We start from the raw sequence: 18385 nt of genomic DNA on the forward strand, positions 1-18385 counted from the left end.
AGGCAACCGTCACCGACCGTACATGACAGGACCACTGTGGATCGCCCGTCCGACCCTAGCGTGGGCGATGCGACGTCGGAGCGTGCTGACTCCGACCGTCAACCTCAGGGGGTCTCGTGCGCAGGAAACTCGGATTCGTCGCGGTGGGCATCATGCTGCTGACCACACTCACCGTCGCCCAGACGCCGGCCCAGGCGGGTGCCGCTACGGCGGGCACGCCCAGCGCCTCCGCGACCGTGGCCGAGGCGCGCGCCACCATCCACGGGCGGGTGCCCACCGACGCGGACAGCGCGGCGGCGGCGGGACACGCCTACTGGACGCCGGAACGCATGCGGGCGGCCCGCCCCGCTACCCCGCCGGACGGGGTCGACACCTTCGACGGGGAGGCCACCGACCGTCCCGGCCGCATCGGTGCCGCACGAGACGTGGCGACACCGGCGGCACCACGTTCCTCGGCGGCCGGCGTGCGCGCGGCCGTGGGGGGCGGCAGCCAGGCAACCCAGGCGGTGAACGCCTCACCCGGGGTCGGTCGCGTCTTCTACACCCACAACGACGAGGACTTCTTCTGCTCCGGCGGGACCATCAACAACCCGCAGGCGAACATGGTCTCCACCGCCGGGCACTGCGTACACCCCGGTAACGGCGGATCCGTCTGGTACGACAACTGGGCGTACGCGCCGGAGTACACCGACGGTGTCGCACTGCACGGCCTCTGGTTCGCCAAGGAGTTCACCTCCGTCGAGGGTTGGGTCGACTGGGGTTACCTCTGGTGGGACTTCGCCTTCGTCACCATGCACCCGCTCAACGGCGACCGGCTCGTGCACGTCACCGGCGGGCAGGGGCTCAGCGTCAACAAGTCCAAGACGCTCACGGCGATGCTGCTCGGCTATCCGGGCGAAGCCCCGTACGACGGCCTGTCGCAGTACTACGCGCAGGGTGCCCTCAAGGCCGCCGGGGCGCAGCGGATCAAGCTGAAGAACTGCCCGCTCAACCATGGCTCCAGCGGCGGCCCGTTCCTGCGGGCCTGGGACAACGACCTCCGATTCGGGTACGTCAACTCGGTGATGTCGTACAAGTACTCCGACAACATGTACGGCCCCTACTTCGACGACGACGTCCTGGACATCTACAACGTCGCGAAGAACAAGCAGTAACCGGCACCGGTCCGGCGGCTTGACAAGCACCCCGGTCCAGAGTGGACCATGCACCGTGCGAATTCTCGTGGTGGGTGGCAGTGGCCTGATCGGCGCTCATGTCGTGGACGTGCTGCGCGAGCGCGGCCACGCCACCACCACTGTGGCACGGACCGCCCAGCCGGGGGTCGACCATCTGCTCGACCTGGGGTCCGCCTCGATCGAGGACCTGCGGCCGCTGCTCGCCGGTCACGACGGCGTCGTGTACGCCACCCGCACCGACGAGCAGCGGCCGCTGCCCAAGCCGATCTACCCGCAGTTCCGCCGCGACAACGTCGACCCGGTGGTGCGCCTGTGCACCGCCGCCCGCCTGGAGGGTCTCACCCGCGGTGCCGTGATGGGCTCGTACTACACCTATTTCGACCGGCTGCATCCGCAGTGGCGGCTCGCCGAGCGGCACACGTACATCCGGTGTCGGGTCGAGCAGGCCCGCGAGGGACGGGCGGCGGCCGGCCCGGATCTGCCCGTCGCCGTCCTCGAACTGCCCTTCGTGTTCGGTCGGGTCGGTGACCGGCTGCCGAACTGGGCCGGGCCGCTGGACCGGTGGGCGCGTTCCCGTACCCCCCTTGCCGTGCCGACCGGCGGAAGCGCCGCGGTGTCGGCGCGCAGCGTCGCCGAGATCACGGCGGACGCCCTGGAACAGGCCAGCGGCGCGGACATCCCGGTCGCCGACGAGAACCTGACCTGGGGCGACATGATCGGACGGATCGCCGAGGCGGTCGGCCGCCGCCGCCGGGTCGGCCGGCTGCCGGCCGGCGCGGCGAAGGCCGCGTTCCGCCTCGGCGGCGCGTTACAGGGCCTCGGCGGCAAGGAGTCGGGCATCAACGTGACCCACCTCGCGGACCTCCTGCTCGTCGAGCTGTTCGTCGAGCCGACGACCGGCCGGTCACTGGACTCCGCGCTCCGCGAGACCTTCCCGACGACGGCGCCGACCGGTGCCGCGACGGCGGGGTAGCCGTTTGTCGATCGAGACGCGTGGCGGGGATGCCTGGCCGCGCCTTCGTGTCAGGAGGCGGCAGGCGACGGGTCGCCCGCGCTCGACGGGGGTGCGGCTGGTCGTGCGAGGTACGCGGTCTTGACGTCCGCCGAGAACCCGCAGGCTCGGTAGAAGGCGTGGGTCGCGGGGTTACGCGAGCCCGTCATCAGCATCGCCTTGTAACAGCCGGCGTCCCACGCCGCCCGGAGCGTGCCCGCCATGATCTGCCTGCCGAGGCCCGTACCGCGCCGCGACTCGTCGACGACGACGTTCTCGATGACCGCGTAGGGCGCAGCCGACCGGCTGAGGTTGGGGATCACGTTGAGGTACGTCGTGGCGACGACGGTCCCGTCCAGTTCGAGGACGAACAGGTGCAGCCCCGGTGAGCTGACGATCTGCTGGAAGGCCGCCTCGTCGGAGCCATCCTCCAGCACCGGATCGTCCGCGTTCAGTTGCCGATAGAGTCGGATGATCTGCTCGAAGTCGTCAGGCCGCGCCGCACGGAACATGCCCCGAAGCGTAGCCAGGACCCCGGCGCCGCCTCGTGCCGCGCCGCTTCCGGTGCTTGTTCTCTCCCACGCACGGAACTGGTCCTGTGGCAAAGTGTGGCGGTGCAGAACGTCGACATCCGTGCGGCCACCCCGACCGATCGCGAGTTTCTGGTCGACATGCTGGTGGAGGCGGTGAACTGGCTGCCGGAGCGCAACTGGTCACGCGAGCAGATCCTGGCGAATCCCGCGTTCGCGCACTACGTCACCGGGTGGATGCGGCCCGACGACGTCGGGGTGGTCGCGACGCAGCCGGCTGTCCGGCCGGTCGGCGCGGCCTGGTTGCGGCACCTGACCGCCGCCGATCCGGGATACGGGTACGTGAGTGACGACGTGCCGGAGCTGACCATCGGCGTGCGGCAGTCGTGGCGGGGCCGAGGTGTGGGTCGGGTGTTGCTGCGCGCCGTCCTGGACGTCGCGCGTGCACGCGGCACCGGCCGGGTGTCGCTGAGCGTGGAGCGGGCAAACTTCGCCGCCGGGTTGTACGCCGCCGAGGGGTTCCGCACGGTCGAGTCGTTCGAGAACGCGGACACCATGGTCGCCGACATTCGGGCGTGACCCTTCGGCGGCCCTCAGCCGAGCTGTTCGGCCAGTCCGACGATGATGCCCTCGGGGCCGCGGACGTAGCAGAGCCGGTAGCTGTCCTCGTACTGGGCCAGCTCACCGACGAGCTCGGCCCCGTGCGTACGGAGGCGGGCGATGACGTCCTCGACGTCGTCGACGGCGAACATGATGCGACGAATGCCCAGCGTGTTCGTGGGGGCGTCGGTCGGCTCGGCACGGATCGCCTTCGGCGTGTGGAACATCGCCAGCTCGACCTTGCCGTGGCCGTCCGGGGTCCGCAGCATCGCGACCTCCTGCCGGGCGTCGTCGATCCCGATCACACGCTCCACCCAACGTCCCTCGACCGGCCCTCTGCCCTCCACCTCCATGCCGAGTTCGACGAAGAACGCGATGACCGCGTCGAGGTCGTCGACGACGATGAGGACGTTGTCCATCCGTTGGATCGCCATGGCGGGTCTGCCTTTCGTCGTGCGGCCACACCGGCCGCTCACCACTGAGAGACGGAACCGCCCGGCCGTTCTCGACACTCCTGGACGGGCGGGCTATCCGGGCTTCCGCGCATTCGCTGACCGGTGCGCGTGTGCCAGCGGCAGGAGCACCGCGTCCACGATGGACTCGATCTGCTGGTCGGTGCTCCGGTCCTGCCCGTTGACGCAGTTGTACGTCAGCATCGCGGGCCCGACCGTGGCGAACGCCCTCTGGTGCGCCTCGTCGGTCGTCGACGCCCCGCCCGCCGGCACGTCCCGGCGCAGCAGCGCCAGGATCCGTTCCTGGCAGGGATCGGTCACCCGGGCCTGGAAGAGGGCACGCAGCATCGTCACGTCGTTGCCGCTCCCGGCGGCGACCGCCTGGAAAGCGGCGCCCCTGGACCCGAACAGTGCCGAGTCGAAGTAGTGGAGCAGGATCAGCAGACCCGCACGCAGGGGGGTCGCCTCCGGCACGTCCGGTGGCCCCGGCAGCAGGGTGCCCAGGGCGTCGCGGACGAGGTCGTCCCTGTTGTCCCATCGGCGGTAGAGGGCGGCCTTGCCGGTGCGGGCCGCCGCCGCCACACCCTCCATGGTGAGTTTGGCGTAGCCGACGGTGCCGAGCTGGTCGATCACCGCTTCGAAGATCGCGCGCTCGAGATCCGCACCCCGTCGCCGCCCCTGGACCCGGACCGCCTGGTCCGCCCCTCCGGTCGGAGTCGTCATCGGTCACCTCTCTGCCCCAGCGCGCGGGGAGCAGCTTGTCACGGTCACACCGCGGCCCATATAGTAGACGGGCGCGTTCACTATTTGCTCACTCGTCTCCACGCTATTCAAGCAGGAGGATCCGTGTCGAGTTCGCCGCCCCGCACTGCGCAAACCACCCAGACACCGGCCCCGAGGACCGGTCGGGCGGCCGCGCTGACCCTGACGATCCTGGTGTCCTGCGAGGTCATGCTGATGCTCGACGGCACCGTCATCAACGTGGCGCTGCCGGTGATCAGAGACGGCCTGGGCTTCTCCACCGCCGGCCTCTCCTGGGTGGTCAACGCCTTCCTCCTCGCGTTCGGCGGCATGTTGCTGCTCGGTGGTCGAGCCGGCGACATCCTCGGCCGACGGCGCGTGTTCCTGGCCGGCATCGCGCTGTTCACCGTGGCGTCCCTGCTCGGCGGCCTGGCCCAGAACGCGGAGTGGCTTGTCGCCATGCGGGCGCTGCAGGGCGTCGGCGCGGCACTCGCCGGGCCGAGCACCCTCGCCCTGCTGGTCATCAGCTTCCAGGGCGACGCACAGACCAGAGCGCTCGGCATCTACTCCTCGATGACCGCGTCGGCGATGACCCTCGGCCTGATCCTCGGCGGCGTCATCGTCACCCTGGCCTCCTGGCGCTGGGTGCTGTTCGTCAACGTCCCGGTCGGCCTGCTCGTGCTGCTCTTCGCGCGCCGATTCGTCGACGAGTCACCACGGACGGTCGGCCGCTTCGACCTGCCCGGGGCGGCGACCTCCCTGGTCGGCATGGTCGGCGTCGTGTTCGGGCTGGTGCGCACCGCCGAACAGGGCTGGAACGACCCGCTCACCCTGGTCGGACTGAGCGTCGGCGTCCTGTCGCTGATCGCGTTCGTCCTGCTCGAACGGACGGCACCGCAGCCGATCATGCCGCTCGGCGTGTTCGCCGACCGTTCCCGGGCGGGGGCCTACCTGGGCCTGCTGCTGGTGCCCATGGTGACCTTGAGCATGCAGTTCCTCCTCATCCTCTTCGTGCAGGAGGTGTCCGGCTTCAACCCGCTGCAGGCCGGCCTCGCCTTCCTGCCGATGGCGGCCGGGCTGCTGGTCACCGCCCAGAACGCGGCCAGACCACTGGGCAGGTACGGCGCGAAGGCGACGGCCGCCACCGGTGTCGTCGTACTCCTGATCGCCACCGCCTGGCTGACCCAGATCTCCGCCACCACCGGTTACCTCGCCGGCCTGTTCGGGCCGCTGCTGCTCGCCGGCGCGGGCCTCGGCCTCGTGGCCGTTCCGCTCAACGTCACCATCATGTCGACGGTGGACCCCGAGGACGCCGGAGCCGCGTCCGGGCTGCTTCAAGCGATCATGATGTCCGGTGCGACACTCGGGGTGGCCGTCCTGTCCACGGTGTACACCTCGGTCGTCGGTGACGCCCCGCAGGTCGAGGGCACCGCACCCACCGCCGCGCTCATCGCCGACGGTATGCGCAGCGGATTCCAGGTCAGCACCGGCCTCGCGGCCCTGGCCCTACTCACCGTGCTGTTCCTGATCAGGTCGCCGGCCTCCCGCCGGCCCCGGTGATGGTGAGCCGACCCCATCGACACCGACGCGGGCGGGGGCGGCAGGCTGTCGTGGTCGAGCTGCCCGGTCTGCGAGAATCGGATCCGTGCGGGACGCCGAACCCACCGCCGACGAGACCGCCTTCTTCACCGAACTCGCGAAGCTCGTCCCGGATGTTCAGGACTGGTACCACCAGGACGATGACGGCACGCTCTGGATGATCGCGTCGTACGACTTCCTCCGGGGAAACTGGATCTACCAGACCCTGCGGCTCGACTATGACGGCAAGAACCTGCGTGGCGGCTGGAGCCCGGCGTGTCTCAACTGGGACGACGGCGTACGCGCCGCTGACGCCCTCATCAACACCGCGGGCCCCGCCGGGCTGCGGCTCGACTGTGTCGATCCGACGACAGATGCCGACGCGGCGGCGGCATGGTTCCACGGCCACCTCAACCGCGGGCAGGCGCATCGGCGCTGAGACTCTGCCGGCGACGCTGTCGGGTTGGGTAACGGCGGGCGGGCGTACCATCCCGACCAGCCGGTGCTGGTCCATTACCGACGACGAAGCCCGGCACCATTCCCGGTGGCCGGGCACCGGGTTGGACCGACAGTGCCTGCGCGGCCCGGCCGGGCAGGGAACAATGGACGTCGCTGCCGGTGGTGCGCGGCTGTTCGGCGGGCACCCGATGCTCGCCGGCCGCTGTGGGAGGAGGACGCGATGCAGGCGATCCGGAAGGTCCGCCATCGACAGGCCGACGTCGACGGCCTGGAGGTGTTCTTCCGCGAGGCGGGGCGCGCCGGTCAGCCGACCGTACTGCTGCTGCACGGCTTTCCGAGCTCGTCGCACACCTTCCGCGAGGTCATGCCCACGCTGGCCGACGTCGCGCACGTGATCGCGCCCGATCTTCCCGGCTTCGGCATGTCGTCGTCACCGACCATCGACGCGTACGACTACACCTTCGAGAACCTGTCCCGAACGATCGAGCACCTGCTCGACCGGCTCGGGGTGCGACGCTTCTTCGTCTACCTGCACGACTTCGGCGCACCCGTGGGCTACCACCTGGCCACCCGCGACCCCCATCGCATCCAGGGTCTCATCGTCCAGAGCGGCAACGCGCACTCCGACGGCCTCGGCGAGCAGTGGGACGACGCCAAGGCGTACTGGGCCGACCCGACCGACCAGCAGCGCGCCAAACTGCCGGACTGGTTGACCTTCGCCGGCACCCGGGACCAGTACCTCGCCGGGCTGCCCGAGGGCGTGCGCGCCCTGCAACCTCCCGAGTCGTGGCACCTCGACTGGGAGCGCATGCGTCGACCCGGCAACATCGACGCCCAGTTCGCGCTGTTCACCGACTACGCCAACCACGTCGCCCGCTTCGCCGAGCTGGCCGAGTACCACCGGGCCCACCAGCCGCCGGCGCTGGTGCTGTGGGGACGGCACGACCCGTTCTTCGACGTCGACGAGGTCCTCGCCTACCACCGCGCTCTCGAGCGCATGGACGCGCACATCTACGACGGCGGGCACTTCCTGTTGGAGACGCACGCGGCCGAATGCGCCGACCTCATGCGAACGTTCGTGCTCGACAACACCTGAGCCGCCTCGGTGTCGTTCAGCCGCATCCCGCGCCTCGTTCGGGCCGCCGGGAACGGGTGGCTGAGCGACCCGGGATCGCGGCGTAGGGTGGCGCGGTGTTCTCCGTGGGCGCGCGTGACTCGATCCGGGAGCGGTTGCTCGCCGCAGCCGAAAGTGACCCCGCCGTCGTCGGGGCCGCGGTCACCGGATCCCATGCCGTCGAGGGCGCAGACCGATGGTCCGACATCGACCTGGTCCTCGGTATCGAAGGCGCACTGGATTCGGCGCTGCGCCACTGGAGTGAACTGCTCTACCGCGACTTCGCCGCCGTCCACCACTGGGACCTGCCGTCCGGCTCGTCGGTGTACCGGGTGTTCCTGCTTCCCGGCATGCTCGAAGTGGACATCGGGTTCACCCCGGCCGCTCAGTTCGGGCCGCGCGGTCCGACCTGGCGTACCGTCTTCGGGCATCCCGCACCGGCGCAGGAAGATCCGTCCCCCGGCCGGCGGACCCTGGTCGGGTTGGGTTGGCACCACGCCCTGCACGCGTGGATCTGCATCCAACGGCACCGCTGGTGGCAGGCCGAGCAGTGGATCAGCGCCCTACGCGGCCAGGTTCTCGCCCTGGCCTGCCTGCGCCTCGGTCATCCCACCAGCTACGCGAAAGGCGCCCACCTGCTTCCTCCGGACGTGACCGCGCCGCTGAACGCCACCCTGGTCCGTGCGCTCGACGAAGCCGAACTCACCCGCGCTCTCCGGGCGGCGGCGGCCGCGCTGATCGCGGAACTCGCGCTCGCCGATGCGTCGCTCGCGGCCCGCCTCGCCTGCACACTGAACGATCTGCGCGTCGATGGCCAGCCGTCCGGCTCGTCCATTGCGCGCCGCTAGCGGCTCTGGCTCATCGGCAACCCGGCGGTCGCGCTCCGCGGCGGCCACCGGAGGTACGCGTCATCCGTACGATCCTGGACATGCCTGATCCTGCCGCGCGGTTCGCGCAGCTCGCCGACGAACACGAGGCCCGCAAGCGGGCGGCGACCGCGCTCGTCGAGGGCTGGGACTGGTACACGTGGCCGGGGCTCGATCTGCGTCCGTTGCACTTCGAACGGGACCTGCGCAAGCCTGGGCGTCGTCTGGACACCCGTCCCCCGCTGGATCGGGACGTGCTGCGTATCGGGTTCGATGCCCAGGGCCGCGTGGTCGTGGTCGAGGAGTACAGCGGCTTCCTCAACGGCACCCGGTACTACGAGACGTTCTTCCGCCACGGCGACGAGGTCGTCGAGGTGGCGCACTTCGACCTGGACGGCCCGATCTACCTGCACGAGTACCGTTTCGAAGACGGGCTGATGCACACGGCCACCATGGTCGCGCGACGCGGCTCGGGGCGGGAGTCGTACGCGTACACCGACGGGCGGATCAGCCGCGTCGAGATCGAGCACAGCGGCGGCCCGCCTGCCGTACTCGTGGCCGAGCACGACGACCACGGCCTGCACCGGCTCGTCGAGGTCAGGGGCAACCAGTCGCGAACGCGGTACGCCCGCCCACCCGCAGGCTTCGATCTTGCGGCGGCGTGCCGCGCCATCGAGGACAGTCTTGTCGCGTTGGTCCCGGACGCCGCCGCGGGGCTGGCGGTCGACGACCCCATCGCCTGCCTCGCCCTCAGCTATGACCGGCCGACACAGCTGGTGATCGACATCAGCGCGGCCACCGCTGACGAGCGCGCCGAGCTGGCCTCGATCGATGCCCGGGCCGCCTGGGCACCGGCGGACTTCGAGGCCAGCACCGGCATCGACCTCGGCGACACCGAACCGTCTCGGCTCGTCCAGCAGGAACTCGCGCTGCTCGACGCGGACGACGATGACGTGGCGGCCGGATCCGAGATCGGCCGACGACTGTGGTGCGCGGTGGCGGCTCGGCTGAACCTGCGCGACTGGTCGGCCACGCTGCCGGTCACCGACGATTTCGTGGTGTACGCGGTCGACCTCGAACTGGTCGACCTGGAACGGAACCTGGCCAGCTGCCTGCCACCGGAGCGACTCGCCGCGTTCCACGAGCGGGGCCTGTTCGCAGCATTCGTGGGGAGGGGCTAGCTGTGCTGTCCGGCGGCGCCACCCTCGAATGCCTCGTACCGCCGCGCCACCTGGTGGAAGGCTTCCTTCGGCTCCCACCGGGACGGGTCCGCGGAGGGCACCCGCACCACGCCGAAGCCAGCCATGTCCAGGTCGTACCGCGGGTCCGCGTGGTGCGGGAAGTCCGGCATGACAAAGGTGAAGACGAAGCAGCCGTGTACGTCGTGTGCGGCGTAGAGGTCGATCAGTTCCGCCAGGTACGCCGCCTGGGTGGCCTCGTCGCGTACGTGCCCGTCCCTGACCCGGGGTGGTCGGGTGAACCAGTTCACGATCCGAAACGAGCCGGGACCACGGCGCTCGGCCCCGAGGTGGGCGCCGCACCCGAACTCGGTGATGACCACCGGCCGGTCCGCCTCCTCCAGCAGGGCAATCAGCCGTTGCTGGTAGACGGCCGGGTTGGGGCCGAGACGGTAGAGGTTGACGCCGATGACGTCGAAGCCGGACCAGTCGACCTTCTCCCAGAAGCCCGCGGCGTAGGTGACCGGCCCGTGGAACGCGGCGCGGGCAACAGGCAGGGCGGCGCCGAGCAGGGCGTTGAGCTTGCGGGTGATCCGGCGGTCGAAGAAGCGTCGCCACCGCACCAGCACCTGGAGTCGGATGAAGACACGCGGTCCCGGGAGCATCCCCGGGGAGGTGAGGGAGAATTCGCTGCCGAGCAGCAGCGTGACCCGACCCGGGTACCGCACGCGCAGTTCCTCGGCCGCGGCGGCCGTCGCCGTGAGATGGGCCAGGATCTCGCGGTGCGGGCGGTCGGCGAGGTACGGCCGGATGTAGACATCGAGCCCGACGTCCAGGGCGTGCCGCGCGGCGTCCAGCTGCGTCCGGGTATCGGTGCCGATCACCATCACCGTCGTGCAGTGCAGGCTTTCGCGGATGGCGTGCATGTCCCGGCGCACGGCCTCGCCGGAGGTATCGCCGACGATGTACGAGATACCTCTGATGTCCAGGCTCACGCTCCCACTATGCGGGCCGGATGCGGTGCCGGCGAGGCCCGAGGAGCGAACATAGACCTTGGTTCCCGTCTCTATACTTTCGACGCCGCTGCCCGCCGCACCGCGCGACAGCCGCGGGCTCGAAGCTGGCGACGTGACGTCTGGCCACCGATCTTGGCCTCTGCCAAGCGGCGCAGCAACTCATCGCGAGCGCTGACCGCTGGCGTCTGAGTTGTAGTGTCCGCCGAGTGCCTCGCATCGTCCGCCACGCCGTCAGTCTGCTTCTCCTTCTCACTGGTGCGCTGGTGGGCACCTATGGCGGACACGCGTTCGCGACTGCCGTGGGCCTGGCCGGTACCGGCGGCACTCTCACCGTCGCTTCCTGCCGGGTGGACGTCTCGTACAGCGACCGGGACCGCGACGCCGAGGACCGCCGGGAGACCCGGCGGTGCCGGGGCGAGTTCACAGCCGACGACGGTTCGGCCACGGATCCTCGACGAGAGATCGTCAGCGACACGGCGCAACCGGGCGACCGAATTGCGGTCCGTGACAGCGGCACCGTCTATCAGGAGGTGGGGGCAGAATGGGCGATCACGGGGGCCAGCATGGTCCTTCTCGCCCTCGCTCTGGCGGTGGGGGGAGTTCTGGGACTCGTGACCGGCCAATTCCCTCTGCTCTGGTACGAGCACCACCGTTTCTACACCGCCGTCCACGCCCTTCCCTACGGCCGCGTCTACGTCTGGGCGTTCATCGGCGTCATGGCGGCGAGTCTGATCGGCTTCGCGCTCGCTGAAATGCTCTGACGACTGCCGGCAGGACCGCCGGCTTGTTGACTCCTGCCGGGCGTCGTGCCTGTCTCCCGGCAGCGGACGTTGCTTGACTCAGCGGCATGACATCAATACGGAAAGCGATCACCAGTACGGTGATCGCCGGGGTACTGGTCGGCGCGACAGCGCTCGCCGGTCCCACCTCCGCGTACGCGGAGTCCGGCCAGCCCGAGGCGGCCGGAGCCGCCGCCTCCATCCTCGACATCATCCCGGCACCCACCGTGGACCGGATGGTCGCCCAGGCCCCGCTTGTCGACGCGGCCAATGTCATCCGCACCGCGGTGGACCGCGCACCGGCACGCGGCTACGCCGGCATCGGCCTGGTCGACGACCACGTCACCCTGTGGTGGAAGGGTGCACTACCCACCGACATCACCGCAGCCGTCACCGCCGCCCGCCGCACCGCGCCGGTCCAGGTGGCCAAGGCCACCTACTCCCGCGCCGAACTCCACAAGGCGGCCGCCGCCCTCACCCCGGTGGTGAAGGCCAACCCGGCCGACGCCAGCCACTCGGTGCGGCTGCGCACCGACGGCACCGGCATCGACATCGGCGTGGACTACACCGCGGGCGCCAAGCTGCCGAAGCTGCCGGCCACCGGCGTGCGTACCAGCATCGTCGAACGCGACCGGATGGTCGAACGGTCACGGGCCAACGACGCCGCGCCGTTCGACGGCGGGGCGAGCATCGGGGTCACCGTACCCTGGTGCACCGCCGGCTTCGGCGTCCGCAACGTGGACACCGACGCCGGTTACCTCCTCACCGCCGAACACTGCGGTGCCATCGGCTCGCCCTGGCACGTCGGCTTGTCCACCGGCACCGGCACGCTGGTCGGCTACGCGGTCGACAGCAACGACGACCACGACACGATGATCATTTCGACGTCGACACCCGGCGACCACCTCTACGTCGGCGGTCAGCAGGACGAGGTCCGCGCCAAGGTGCTCCGCTGGACCGAGGTCTTCCCCGGCCAACTGCTGTGCCAGTCCGGGCACACCTCCGCGGGCGCTATCGGCGGTCCGGTCTGCAACCTGCGGGTCGACTTCCACTACGACGACATCGAGGACCTCGTCGAGGCCACCCAGCTCGACGGCGACGAGGCCGCACGGGGCGGCGACAGTGGCGGCCCGGTCTACTCCGTCAACGCCAACGGCACCGTGCTCGCCGCCGGCACCACCACCCGGTCACTGGGCGTGGGCTTCGGCTTCCAGGACTTCGCCACCGCCCGCGACGACTACGGCAACATCGTGCCGGCGACCACGATCGCCAGCACCTGCCGGGTCTCCTTCGTCGTCACCAACTCGTGGGGCACCGGCTACAGCGCCAGCGTCACCGTCTACAACGACGGCCCGGCCGCCAACGGCTGGTCGCTGGGCTTCGCCTTCCCGGGTGGACAACTCGTCCAGGGCCACTGGAACGGCATCTTCCAGCAGACCGGCGCGGCGGTGACCGTCACCAACGAGAACCACAACGCCAGCATCCCGACCGGCGGCGCCGTCAACTTCGGCTTCACCGCGAACGGCTCCCCCGCCGTCCCGGCCCCGTTCACCCTCAACGGCACCACCTGCAACTGACCCCTGTCCCTGCACATCGGGCCCCGCCGCATCGTCGGCGGGGCCCGGTTCGTGCTCAGGATCAGGACTCGGCCAGTTCGCGCCGCAGACTGGCGCGCAGCGTCCGCACCTCCGGTGCGTCCAGTTCGCCGCAGCGGTCGAGCGCCCGCTCACGCAACCGGCGGGCGTGAGCGGCCTCGCCGGCCAGCGCCGCGAGCGCGGACAGGGTCTGCGCCTCCCACCACGGGCAGCACAGCGCGGCATACAGCGCCAACGCCGACCGCAGCGCCCCGGCCGCCGCGTCGACCTCACCCAACGCCTGGAGCGCGAGCCCGTACCGGTGGATGGCGTTGGCCTCGCTGAACGTCGCGCCGCACCGGTGGAACACCCGCCGGGCACGGGCGTACTCATCGGCGGCGGCCCGCCACCGGCCCATCCCGGCCAGGTCCGCCCCGAGACTCATCATCGTCCCGGCCCTGGCCACCGCCGCGCCGGTACGGCTGAGACCGCTACTGCCACGGGCGTAGAACGCCAACACGTCGCGGTGCAGGTCGGCCGCCTCGGCGAACCGGCCGAGCGCGGCCAGCGCCCCGCCCTGCACACCCGCCGCGCTGTGCTCGCCGAGGGCGTACCCGATCTCGCGGAACAGGCCCACGGCCCGGCGGCAGTGGTCGACGGCCGCCCCGCCGCTGCCGATCCGAATGAAGATCGCGGCGCTGTACGTCAGCGCCCACGCCTCCTCCCGGCGGTCCCCGATCCGCTGGGCCAACTCCAGTGCCCGGTCCAGGGCGGCCAGCCCGTCGGTGTTGCGGTCCCGGCAGAAGTACCGGGCCCAGCCCAGGAAGTTCAGCAGGACGGCCTCGTCACGGGGGCTACCGGCGGCCCGGGCCGCGGCCACTCCCAGCGAGAAGATCTCGTCCCAGGAGTGCCGGTGACTGTTGGCGTCGGAGTACCAGTGCAGAGCCCTGGTGACCGCGACCACGTCGGCGTGCCGACCGCGCCGGGCCGCGTCGCGCAGCGCCGCCAGCCAGTTGCCGGACTCCCGATCCAACCAGTACGCCGCCGCCCGATCGTCGTCGAACGGGGAGTCGACCCGAGCGGCGACCGGTTCGAACATCGAGCCCGCCTGCCGGGTACGCCGCAGCAGCCAGCCGACCATCTGATCGTGCGCCTCGACCCGGCAGGCCTGTTGTTCCTCGGCGTCGAGGCGTTCCTGGGCGTAGAGCCGGACCAGGTCGTGGAACTGGTACCGGTCCCCCAGGGTCAGGAGGACACCGGCTTCGACCAGCTCCTCCAGGGCCGCCGCCGCGGTCTCCTCGCCGGTGCCGGCCACGGCGGCGACCAGCGCGGGTGCGAAGTCGGTGCCGGGAATCAGCGAGGCCCGCCGGAACACTCGCGCGGCCATCGGGTCCAGTTGCCGGTAGGAGACCTCGAACGCGGAGCGGACGCCCAGGTCGCCGGCGGTCAGCTCGGTCAGCCGCCGACGCTGGTCGCGGAGCAGGTCCACCAGCCAACCGACCGACCACTGTGGTCGGCTGGCGAGACGGTTGCCGGCGATCCGGACGGCCAGCGGCAGCCGGCCGCAGAGTTTGACGAGTTGGTCCGCCGCGGCCGGCTCGGCGGCGAGCCGGTCGGCGCCGACGATCGCCGCGAGCAGCAGTCGACCGGCTGCCGGGTCGAGCAGGTCGAGCGGCAGGCGGACCGCACCGGCAAGACCCGTCAGTGGACGCCGGCAGGTGACCAGCGCGAGGCATCCCCGCCCGGCCGGCAACAGTGGGCGCACCTGTGCCTCACTCGCGGCGTTGTCCAGGACCACCAGCAGCGGCCGGTCCCGGGTGAGGGTACGGAACAAACCACCCCGCTCGGCCGGCGACACCGGCACCCGATTGTCCGGCACCCCGAGCGACCGCAGCAGCCCGGCCAGCGCCTCGCCCGGGTCGACCGGGCCGTCCGGCGAGGCGCCCTGCAGGTCGACGAAGAGCTGCCCGCCCGCGAACGCCGGGCTGAGCCGATGCCCGGCGGCGACGGCGAGGCTGGTCTTGCCGATCCCCGGCGGCCCGTGCAGCACCACCACCGAGGCGGTGTCCGGCTGCCCCGCGGTGACGTCGGCGGCCAGCGCCGAGAGCCGTTGCAGGATCTCCGCCCGGCCGGCCAGGTCCGGAACGGCGGCGGGCAGTTCCCCGGGTACGACCACCGCGGGGCGGTCGTACGGCGCCGGCACCCGATCGTGCGGCAGCTCCGCGCGGTCGCCCGGCACCGCGACGCGGTCGTCCGGCACCGGCGCTCGGTCGTGCGGCTGCCGCTCGACCCGGGCCAGGGCCACGAAGCGGTCGCGGTCGGCCCCGTCCAGCCGCAGGGCATCGGCGAGCAGCGCCACCGTCCGTCGTTGCGGGCTGCGGACCCGGCCGCGCTCCATCTCCCGGATCCCGCGGACACTGGCGCCGGCCGCCTCGGCAAGCTCCTCCTGGGTCAGCCGCCGCTCCAAGCGGAGGGTCCTGAGGACGCCTCCGAACTGGTCACGTCGCACCTGACTCTTGGGCATGCTCCCCCCACCACCGAGCGCCCGCAGTTACGTAACGTGCCTTGATGCTCGCATGAGCGTGACGAATTTCGGGCCACTGTGGACCGAGTGTGAGTATCACCATGGCGATTCCTCGACACGTCAGACGCGGCACGGTGCCGGCCATCGACGAGACCGGCCACCACGGACGACCCGGAAGCCGTCGACGGCCTGTGCTCGCGGTCCGGCGGCCCGCCGGACGCCATCAGGTGCGGGGCGGACCGTGATCCACAAGCCTGGCCGCTGGGAACGCCAGGCAGTCTCGTCCAGATCAAGAGCACGGGCGAGTGCGTCTGGCGCCCGGCGGTGCACGTCCGTGGGGTGCGGTGCGGACGCGCTGGGCACCTGGATCGGCCCACCGGCCCGAGCGCCGCATTAACGGTCGTCTCAGATTCGCTCGGTACGAAGTCGGCATCAGATGAGCGATGTAACCCGCATGTAGGAGGCTAGTGATGGCAGTCAACGCAGCGCCGTCCGGGGAAGCGCCGGCCGGTCGGTTGGCAGGCCGATGGGTGCCGTGGTTGGTGATTGGCTTGTGGGTGGCGCTGGCAGCGGTCATGGTGCCGCTGAGCGGAAAGTTGAGCTCGGTCACCACCGACAGCGCCGTGGACACCCTGCCGGCAAGTGCCGAGTCCACCAAGGTGGCGGTGCTGGAGGACAGTCTCCCCGGCGGGGACGACAACACGTTCGTCTTCGTGTACCACCGCGCCGGCGGCATGACCGACGCCGACCGCGCGACGGTCGAGCGCCACTACAACACCCTTGCCAAGCGGCACCCGCCGAAAGTGGCAGCGGCCGGCGAGGACGACGAGGGCCCACTGACGAGACTCTCCACCGACGGCAAGGCGATGATGTTCACCCTCGACGTGAGCACGACCTACGGCGCACCGGAGGCCATCGTCGGCCCGTTGCGGGACGCCGCGAAGGACCGCCCCGCCGGCCTGGAACTCGACGTGACCGGCCCGGCCGCGATCGACGGCGACATGGACGCCGTCTTCGACGGCATCGACCTGCAGGTCTTCCTCACCACCGTTGTCGTCGTCACGCTCCTGCTCATCCTCACCTACCGCAGCCCGGTGTTGTGGTTCATCCCGCTGGTGGCCGTGGGCGCGGCCGCACTGACCGCGATGGCGACCGTCTACCTGCTCGTCAAGGGCTTCGGCATCGTGGTCAACGACCAGAACTCGGCGCTGCTGACGATCCTGGTATTCGGCGTCGGCACGGACTACGCGCTGTTGCTCATCGCTCGATATCGGGAGACACTGCGCCACCACGAGAACGTCCGGGTTGCGATGGTCCACGCGCTACGCGGCGCGGCACCGGCCATCCTCGCGTCCGCGGCCACCGTGGTCGCCGGCCTGCTCTGCCTGCTCGTCGCGGACCTGAACAGCACCAGCGGGTTGGGCCCGATCGGTGCGGCCGGCATCCTGTGCGCGCTGGTGGCCATGCTGACGCTGTTCCCGGCGGTACTCGTGGTGCTCGGCCGGCGGATCTTCTGGCCGGCCATCCCGCGGTTCAGCACGGCCGTGGAGGAGAAGCCGGGGCTGTGGGGACGGCTTGGCACCGCCATCAACCGCCGCCGGTGGGTGGCGACGCTCGGCTCGCTCGGAGTCCTCGGCGTTCTCGCCATCGGCCTGGCGGGCAACACCGGCGCCCTGCGGGAGCAGGACCAGTTCCTGTCCGCGCCGGAGTCGGTCACCGGCTTCACCGTTCTCCGCCAGCACTTCCCGGAGCTCGGCGGCCAGCCGATGACGATCTTCACGCGGCCGGCCTACCAGGAGCGGGTGCTCGACATCGTCACGGGCACCCACGGTGTGGCCCTGGCCATCCCGGGTCAGACCAGCGGTGGCTGGGCCGACATCTCCGTGTTTCCGACGGACGCGCCGGACACCGTCGCAGAGTACGACACGATCAAGCGGGTGCGCACCGCCGTGCACGCGGTGAGCGGGGCGGAGGCGATCGTCGGCGGGCCGAGTGCGGAGAACCTCGACACCGAGGTGACCACCAGCCGCGACGAGAAGCTGGTGATCCCGCTGGTGCTCGCCGTCGTCCTGATCATCCTCGGGCTGCTGCTGCGCGCGATCGTGGCCCCGCTGGTCCTGATGGCCACCGTGATCGTCTCATTCGCCGCGGCCTTCGGCGGCAGCGTGTTCGTCTTCGACACGATCCTCGGGTTCACAGGTGTCGACTATTCGGTGCCGCTGCTGGCATTCCTGTTCCTGGTGGCGCTCGGCGTCGACTACAACATCTTCCTGGCCAGCCGAGCCCGGGAGGAGACCGTGCGTCTCGGCACCAGAGCGGGCATGCGCAAAGCCCTCTCCGCCACCGGCGGCGTCATCACCTCGGCAGGCGTGGTCCTGGCGGCCACGTTCGCGGTCCTCGCCACACTTCCGCTGGTGATGCTGATCGAGGTCGGCTTCCTGGTCGCCTTCGGCGTGCTGCTCGACGCCCTGCTGGTGCGGTCGGTCCTGGTGCCCGCCCTCACCCTGCTGATCGGCCGGCGGATCTGGTGGCCGAGCCGGCTGTCCCGACCGACGGTGGAGCCGCCGGACGGTCAACAGTCGCTCGCCGAGGAGGAGGAACCCGCGCGGTAACGGTGGGCGCGGCGGCACGGACGAGATCCGGGACGGGGACCCAGGCCCCTCCCGGATCTTGTCATGGGCCCGACGGTCGCCGCCCTCTGGTCCTGCGCCGGGCGACCGGGGCTGGGTCGGCGCACCGCGGTGTCCTGCCCCGAACGGTGAGCCGCGCGGGGCCATGCCTGAGGCCGCCGTCCCTTGTCCTGCGCCG

The 18385-nt window shown here is 70.9% G+C and carries 16 protein-coding genes; 11 read left to right on the plus strand and 5 right to left on the minus strand.

The window, feature by feature from the left end; all coding sequences use genetic code 11:
• Nucleotides 1-116 precede the first annotated feature (116 nt).
• Entirely contained in the window at nucleotides 117-1154 is a 1038-nt protein-coding gene (locus tag AB0B57_RS24365) for a hypothetical protein (RefSeq protein WP_357074053.1), read from the plus strand.
• 55 nt (nucleotides 1155-1209) lie between these two features.
• On the plus strand, nucleotides 1210-2148 hold the full coding sequence (locus AB0B57_RS24370; protein ID WP_357074056.1) for an NAD(P)H-binding protein: 939 nt from the start codon (nucleotides 1210-1212) through the stop codon (nucleotides 2146-2148).
• Nucleotides 2149-2198: 50 nt separating this feature from the next.
• On the opposite strand, the gene AB0B57_RS24375 is transcribed toward AB0B57_RS24370, so the two are convergent.
• The gene (locus AB0B57_RS24375; RefSeq protein WP_357074059.1) at nucleotides 2199-2678 is read right to left on the minus strand and encodes a GNAT family N-acetyltransferase; all 480 of its coding nucleotides are present in this window, start codon (nucleotides 2676-2678) and stop codon (nucleotides 2199-2201) included.
• A gap of 102 nt (nucleotides 2679-2780) precedes the next feature.
• On the opposite strand from AB0B57_RS24375, the gene AB0B57_RS24380 reads away from it, so the two are divergent.
• Nucleotides 2781-3275: a GNAT family N-acetyltransferase gene (locus AB0B57_RS24380; RefSeq protein ID WP_357074062.1), complete on the plus strand. Its 495-nt coding sequence runs from the start codon at nucleotides 2781-2783 to the stop codon at nucleotides 3273-3275.
• Between the two features lie 14 nt (nucleotides 3276-3289).
• Here the strand turns inward: AB0B57_RS24380 and AB0B57_RS24385 are convergent, their stop codons facing one another.
• On the minus strand, nucleotides 3290-3730 hold the full coding sequence (locus AB0B57_RS24385; RefSeq protein ID WP_357074065.1) for a VOC family protein: 441 nt from the start codon (nucleotides 3728-3730) through the stop codon (nucleotides 3290-3292).
• Between the two features lie 93 nt (nucleotides 3731-3823).
• Nucleotides 3824-4471 (minus strand): TetR family transcriptional regulator, encoded by a 648-nt coding sequence (locus tag AB0B57_RS24390; RefSeq protein ID WP_357074068.1) that lies wholly within the window; start codon nucleotides 4469-4471, stop codon nucleotides 3824-3826.
• 123 nt (nucleotides 4472-4594) lie between these two features.
• On the opposite strand from AB0B57_RS24390, the gene AB0B57_RS24395 reads away from it, so the two are divergent.
• The 5 genes from AB0B57_RS24395 (at nucleotide 4595) to AB0B57_RS24415 (ending at nucleotide 9687) form a co-directional block, all read left to right on the plus strand.
• Nucleotides 4595-6049 carry an MFS transporter gene (locus tag AB0B57_RS24395; protein ID WP_357074071.1) on the plus strand — a complete coding sequence of 485 codons (1455 nt, stop codon included), beginning with the start codon at nucleotides 4595-4597 and terminating at the stop codon, nucleotides 6047-6049.
• Between the two features lie 85 nt (nucleotides 6050-6134).
• On the plus strand, nucleotides 6135-6506 hold the full coding sequence (locus tag AB0B57_RS24400) for a hypothetical protein (protein ID WP_357074074.1): 372 nt from the start codon (nucleotides 6135-6137) through the stop codon (nucleotides 6504-6506).
• Nucleotides 6507-6746: 240 nt separating this feature from the next.
• Nucleotides 6747-7622 (plus strand): alpha/beta hydrolase, encoded by an 876-nt coding sequence (locus AB0B57_RS24405; protein WP_357074076.1) that lies wholly within the window; start codon nucleotides 6747-6749, stop codon nucleotides 7620-7622.
• Between the two features lie 95 nt (nucleotides 7623-7717).
• Nucleotides 7718-8488, plus strand: a complete 771-nt coding sequence (locus tag AB0B57_RS24410) for a hypothetical protein (RefSeq protein WP_357074079.1) — start codon at nucleotides 7718-7720, stop codon at nucleotides 8486-8488.
• Between the two features lie 80 nt (nucleotides 8489-8568).
• Nucleotides 8569-9687: a hypothetical protein gene (locus AB0B57_RS24415; RefSeq protein ID WP_357074082.1), complete on the plus strand. Its 1119-nt coding sequence runs from the start codon at nucleotides 8569-8571 to the stop codon at nucleotides 9685-9687.
• Here AB0B57_RS24415 and AB0B57_RS24420 read toward each other — a convergent pair.
• A complete protein-coding gene (locus AB0B57_RS24420; RefSeq protein ID WP_357074085.1) occupies nucleotides 9684-10679 on the minus strand; it encodes a hypothetical protein in 996 nt (331 codons plus the stop codon). The genes AB0B57_RS24415 and AB0B57_RS24420 overlap by 4 nt on opposite strands.
• A 227-nt stretch (nucleotides 10680-10906) precedes the next feature.
• Between AB0B57_RS24420 and AB0B57_RS24425 the strand changes: the two genes are divergently transcribed.
• Both AB0B57_RS24425 and AB0B57_RS24430 read left to right on the plus strand, forming a co-directional pair.
• The gene (locus tag AB0B57_RS24425; protein ID WP_357074088.1) at nucleotides 10907-11461 is read left to right on the plus strand and encodes a hypothetical protein; all 555 of its coding nucleotides are present in this window, start codon (nucleotides 10907-10909) and stop codon (nucleotides 11459-11461) included.
• 86 nt (nucleotides 11462-11547) lie between these two features.
• Nucleotides 11548-13056, plus strand: a complete 1509-nt coding sequence (locus AB0B57_RS24430) for a cellulose binding domain-containing protein (protein WP_357074091.1) — start codon at nucleotides 11548-11550, stop codon at nucleotides 13054-13056.
• Between the two features lie 61 nt (nucleotides 13057-13117).
• Here the strand turns inward: AB0B57_RS24430 and AB0B57_RS24435 are convergent, their stop codons facing one another.
• Nucleotides 13118-15577, minus strand: a complete 2460-nt coding sequence (locus AB0B57_RS24435; protein ID WP_357074094.1) for a helix-turn-helix domain-containing protein — start codon at nucleotides 15575-15577, stop codon at nucleotides 13118-13120.
• Nucleotides 15578-16119: 542 nt separating this feature from the next.
• On the opposite strand from AB0B57_RS24435, the gene AB0B57_RS24440 reads away from it, so the two are divergent.
• Nucleotides 16120-18189 carry an MMPL family transporter gene (locus AB0B57_RS24440; protein ID WP_357074385.1) on the plus strand — a complete coding sequence of 690 codons (2070 nt, stop codon included), beginning with the start codon at nucleotides 16120-16122 and terminating at the stop codon, nucleotides 18187-18189.
• The last annotated feature ends 196 nt before the right edge of the window (nucleotides 18190-18385 follow it).

The organism is Micromonospora sp. NPDC049101 (assembly GCF_040648675.1).
Lineage (GTDB): Bacteria > Actinomycetota > Actinomycetes > Mycobacteriales > Micromonosporaceae > Micromonospora.

Excerpts from the sequence above, each read along its gene's own strand:
- AB0B57_RS24415 (WP_357074082.1), top strand. The coding sequence starts at position 8,569 with ATGCCTGATCCTGCCGCGCGGTTCGCGCAGCTCGCCGACGAACACGAG.
- AB0B57_RS24435 (WP_357074094.1), bottom strand. The coding sequence starts at position 15,577 with ATGCCCAAGAGTCAGGTGCGACGTGACCAGTTCGGAGGCGTCCTCAGG.
- AB0B57_RS24405 (WP_357074076.1), top strand. The coding sequence starts at position 6,747 with ATGCAGGCGATCCGGAAGGTCCGCCATCGACAGGCCGACGTCGACGGC.
- AB0B57_RS24385 (WP_357074065.1), bottom strand. The coding sequence starts at position 3,730 with ATGGCGATCCAACGGATGGACAACGTCCTCATCGTCGTCGACGACCTC.
- AB0B57_RS24375 (WP_357074059.1), bottom strand. The coding sequence starts at position 2,678 with ATGTTCCGTGCGGCGCGGCCTGACGACTTCGAGCAGATCATCCGACTC.
- AB0B57_RS24430 (WP_357074091.1), top strand. The coding sequence starts at position 11,548 with ATGACATCAATACGGAAAGCGATCACCAGTACGGTGATCGCCGGGGTA.
- AB0B57_RS24390 (WP_357074068.1), bottom strand. The coding sequence starts at position 4,471 with ATGACGACTCCGACCGGAGGGGCGGACCAGGCGGTCCGGGTCCAGGGG.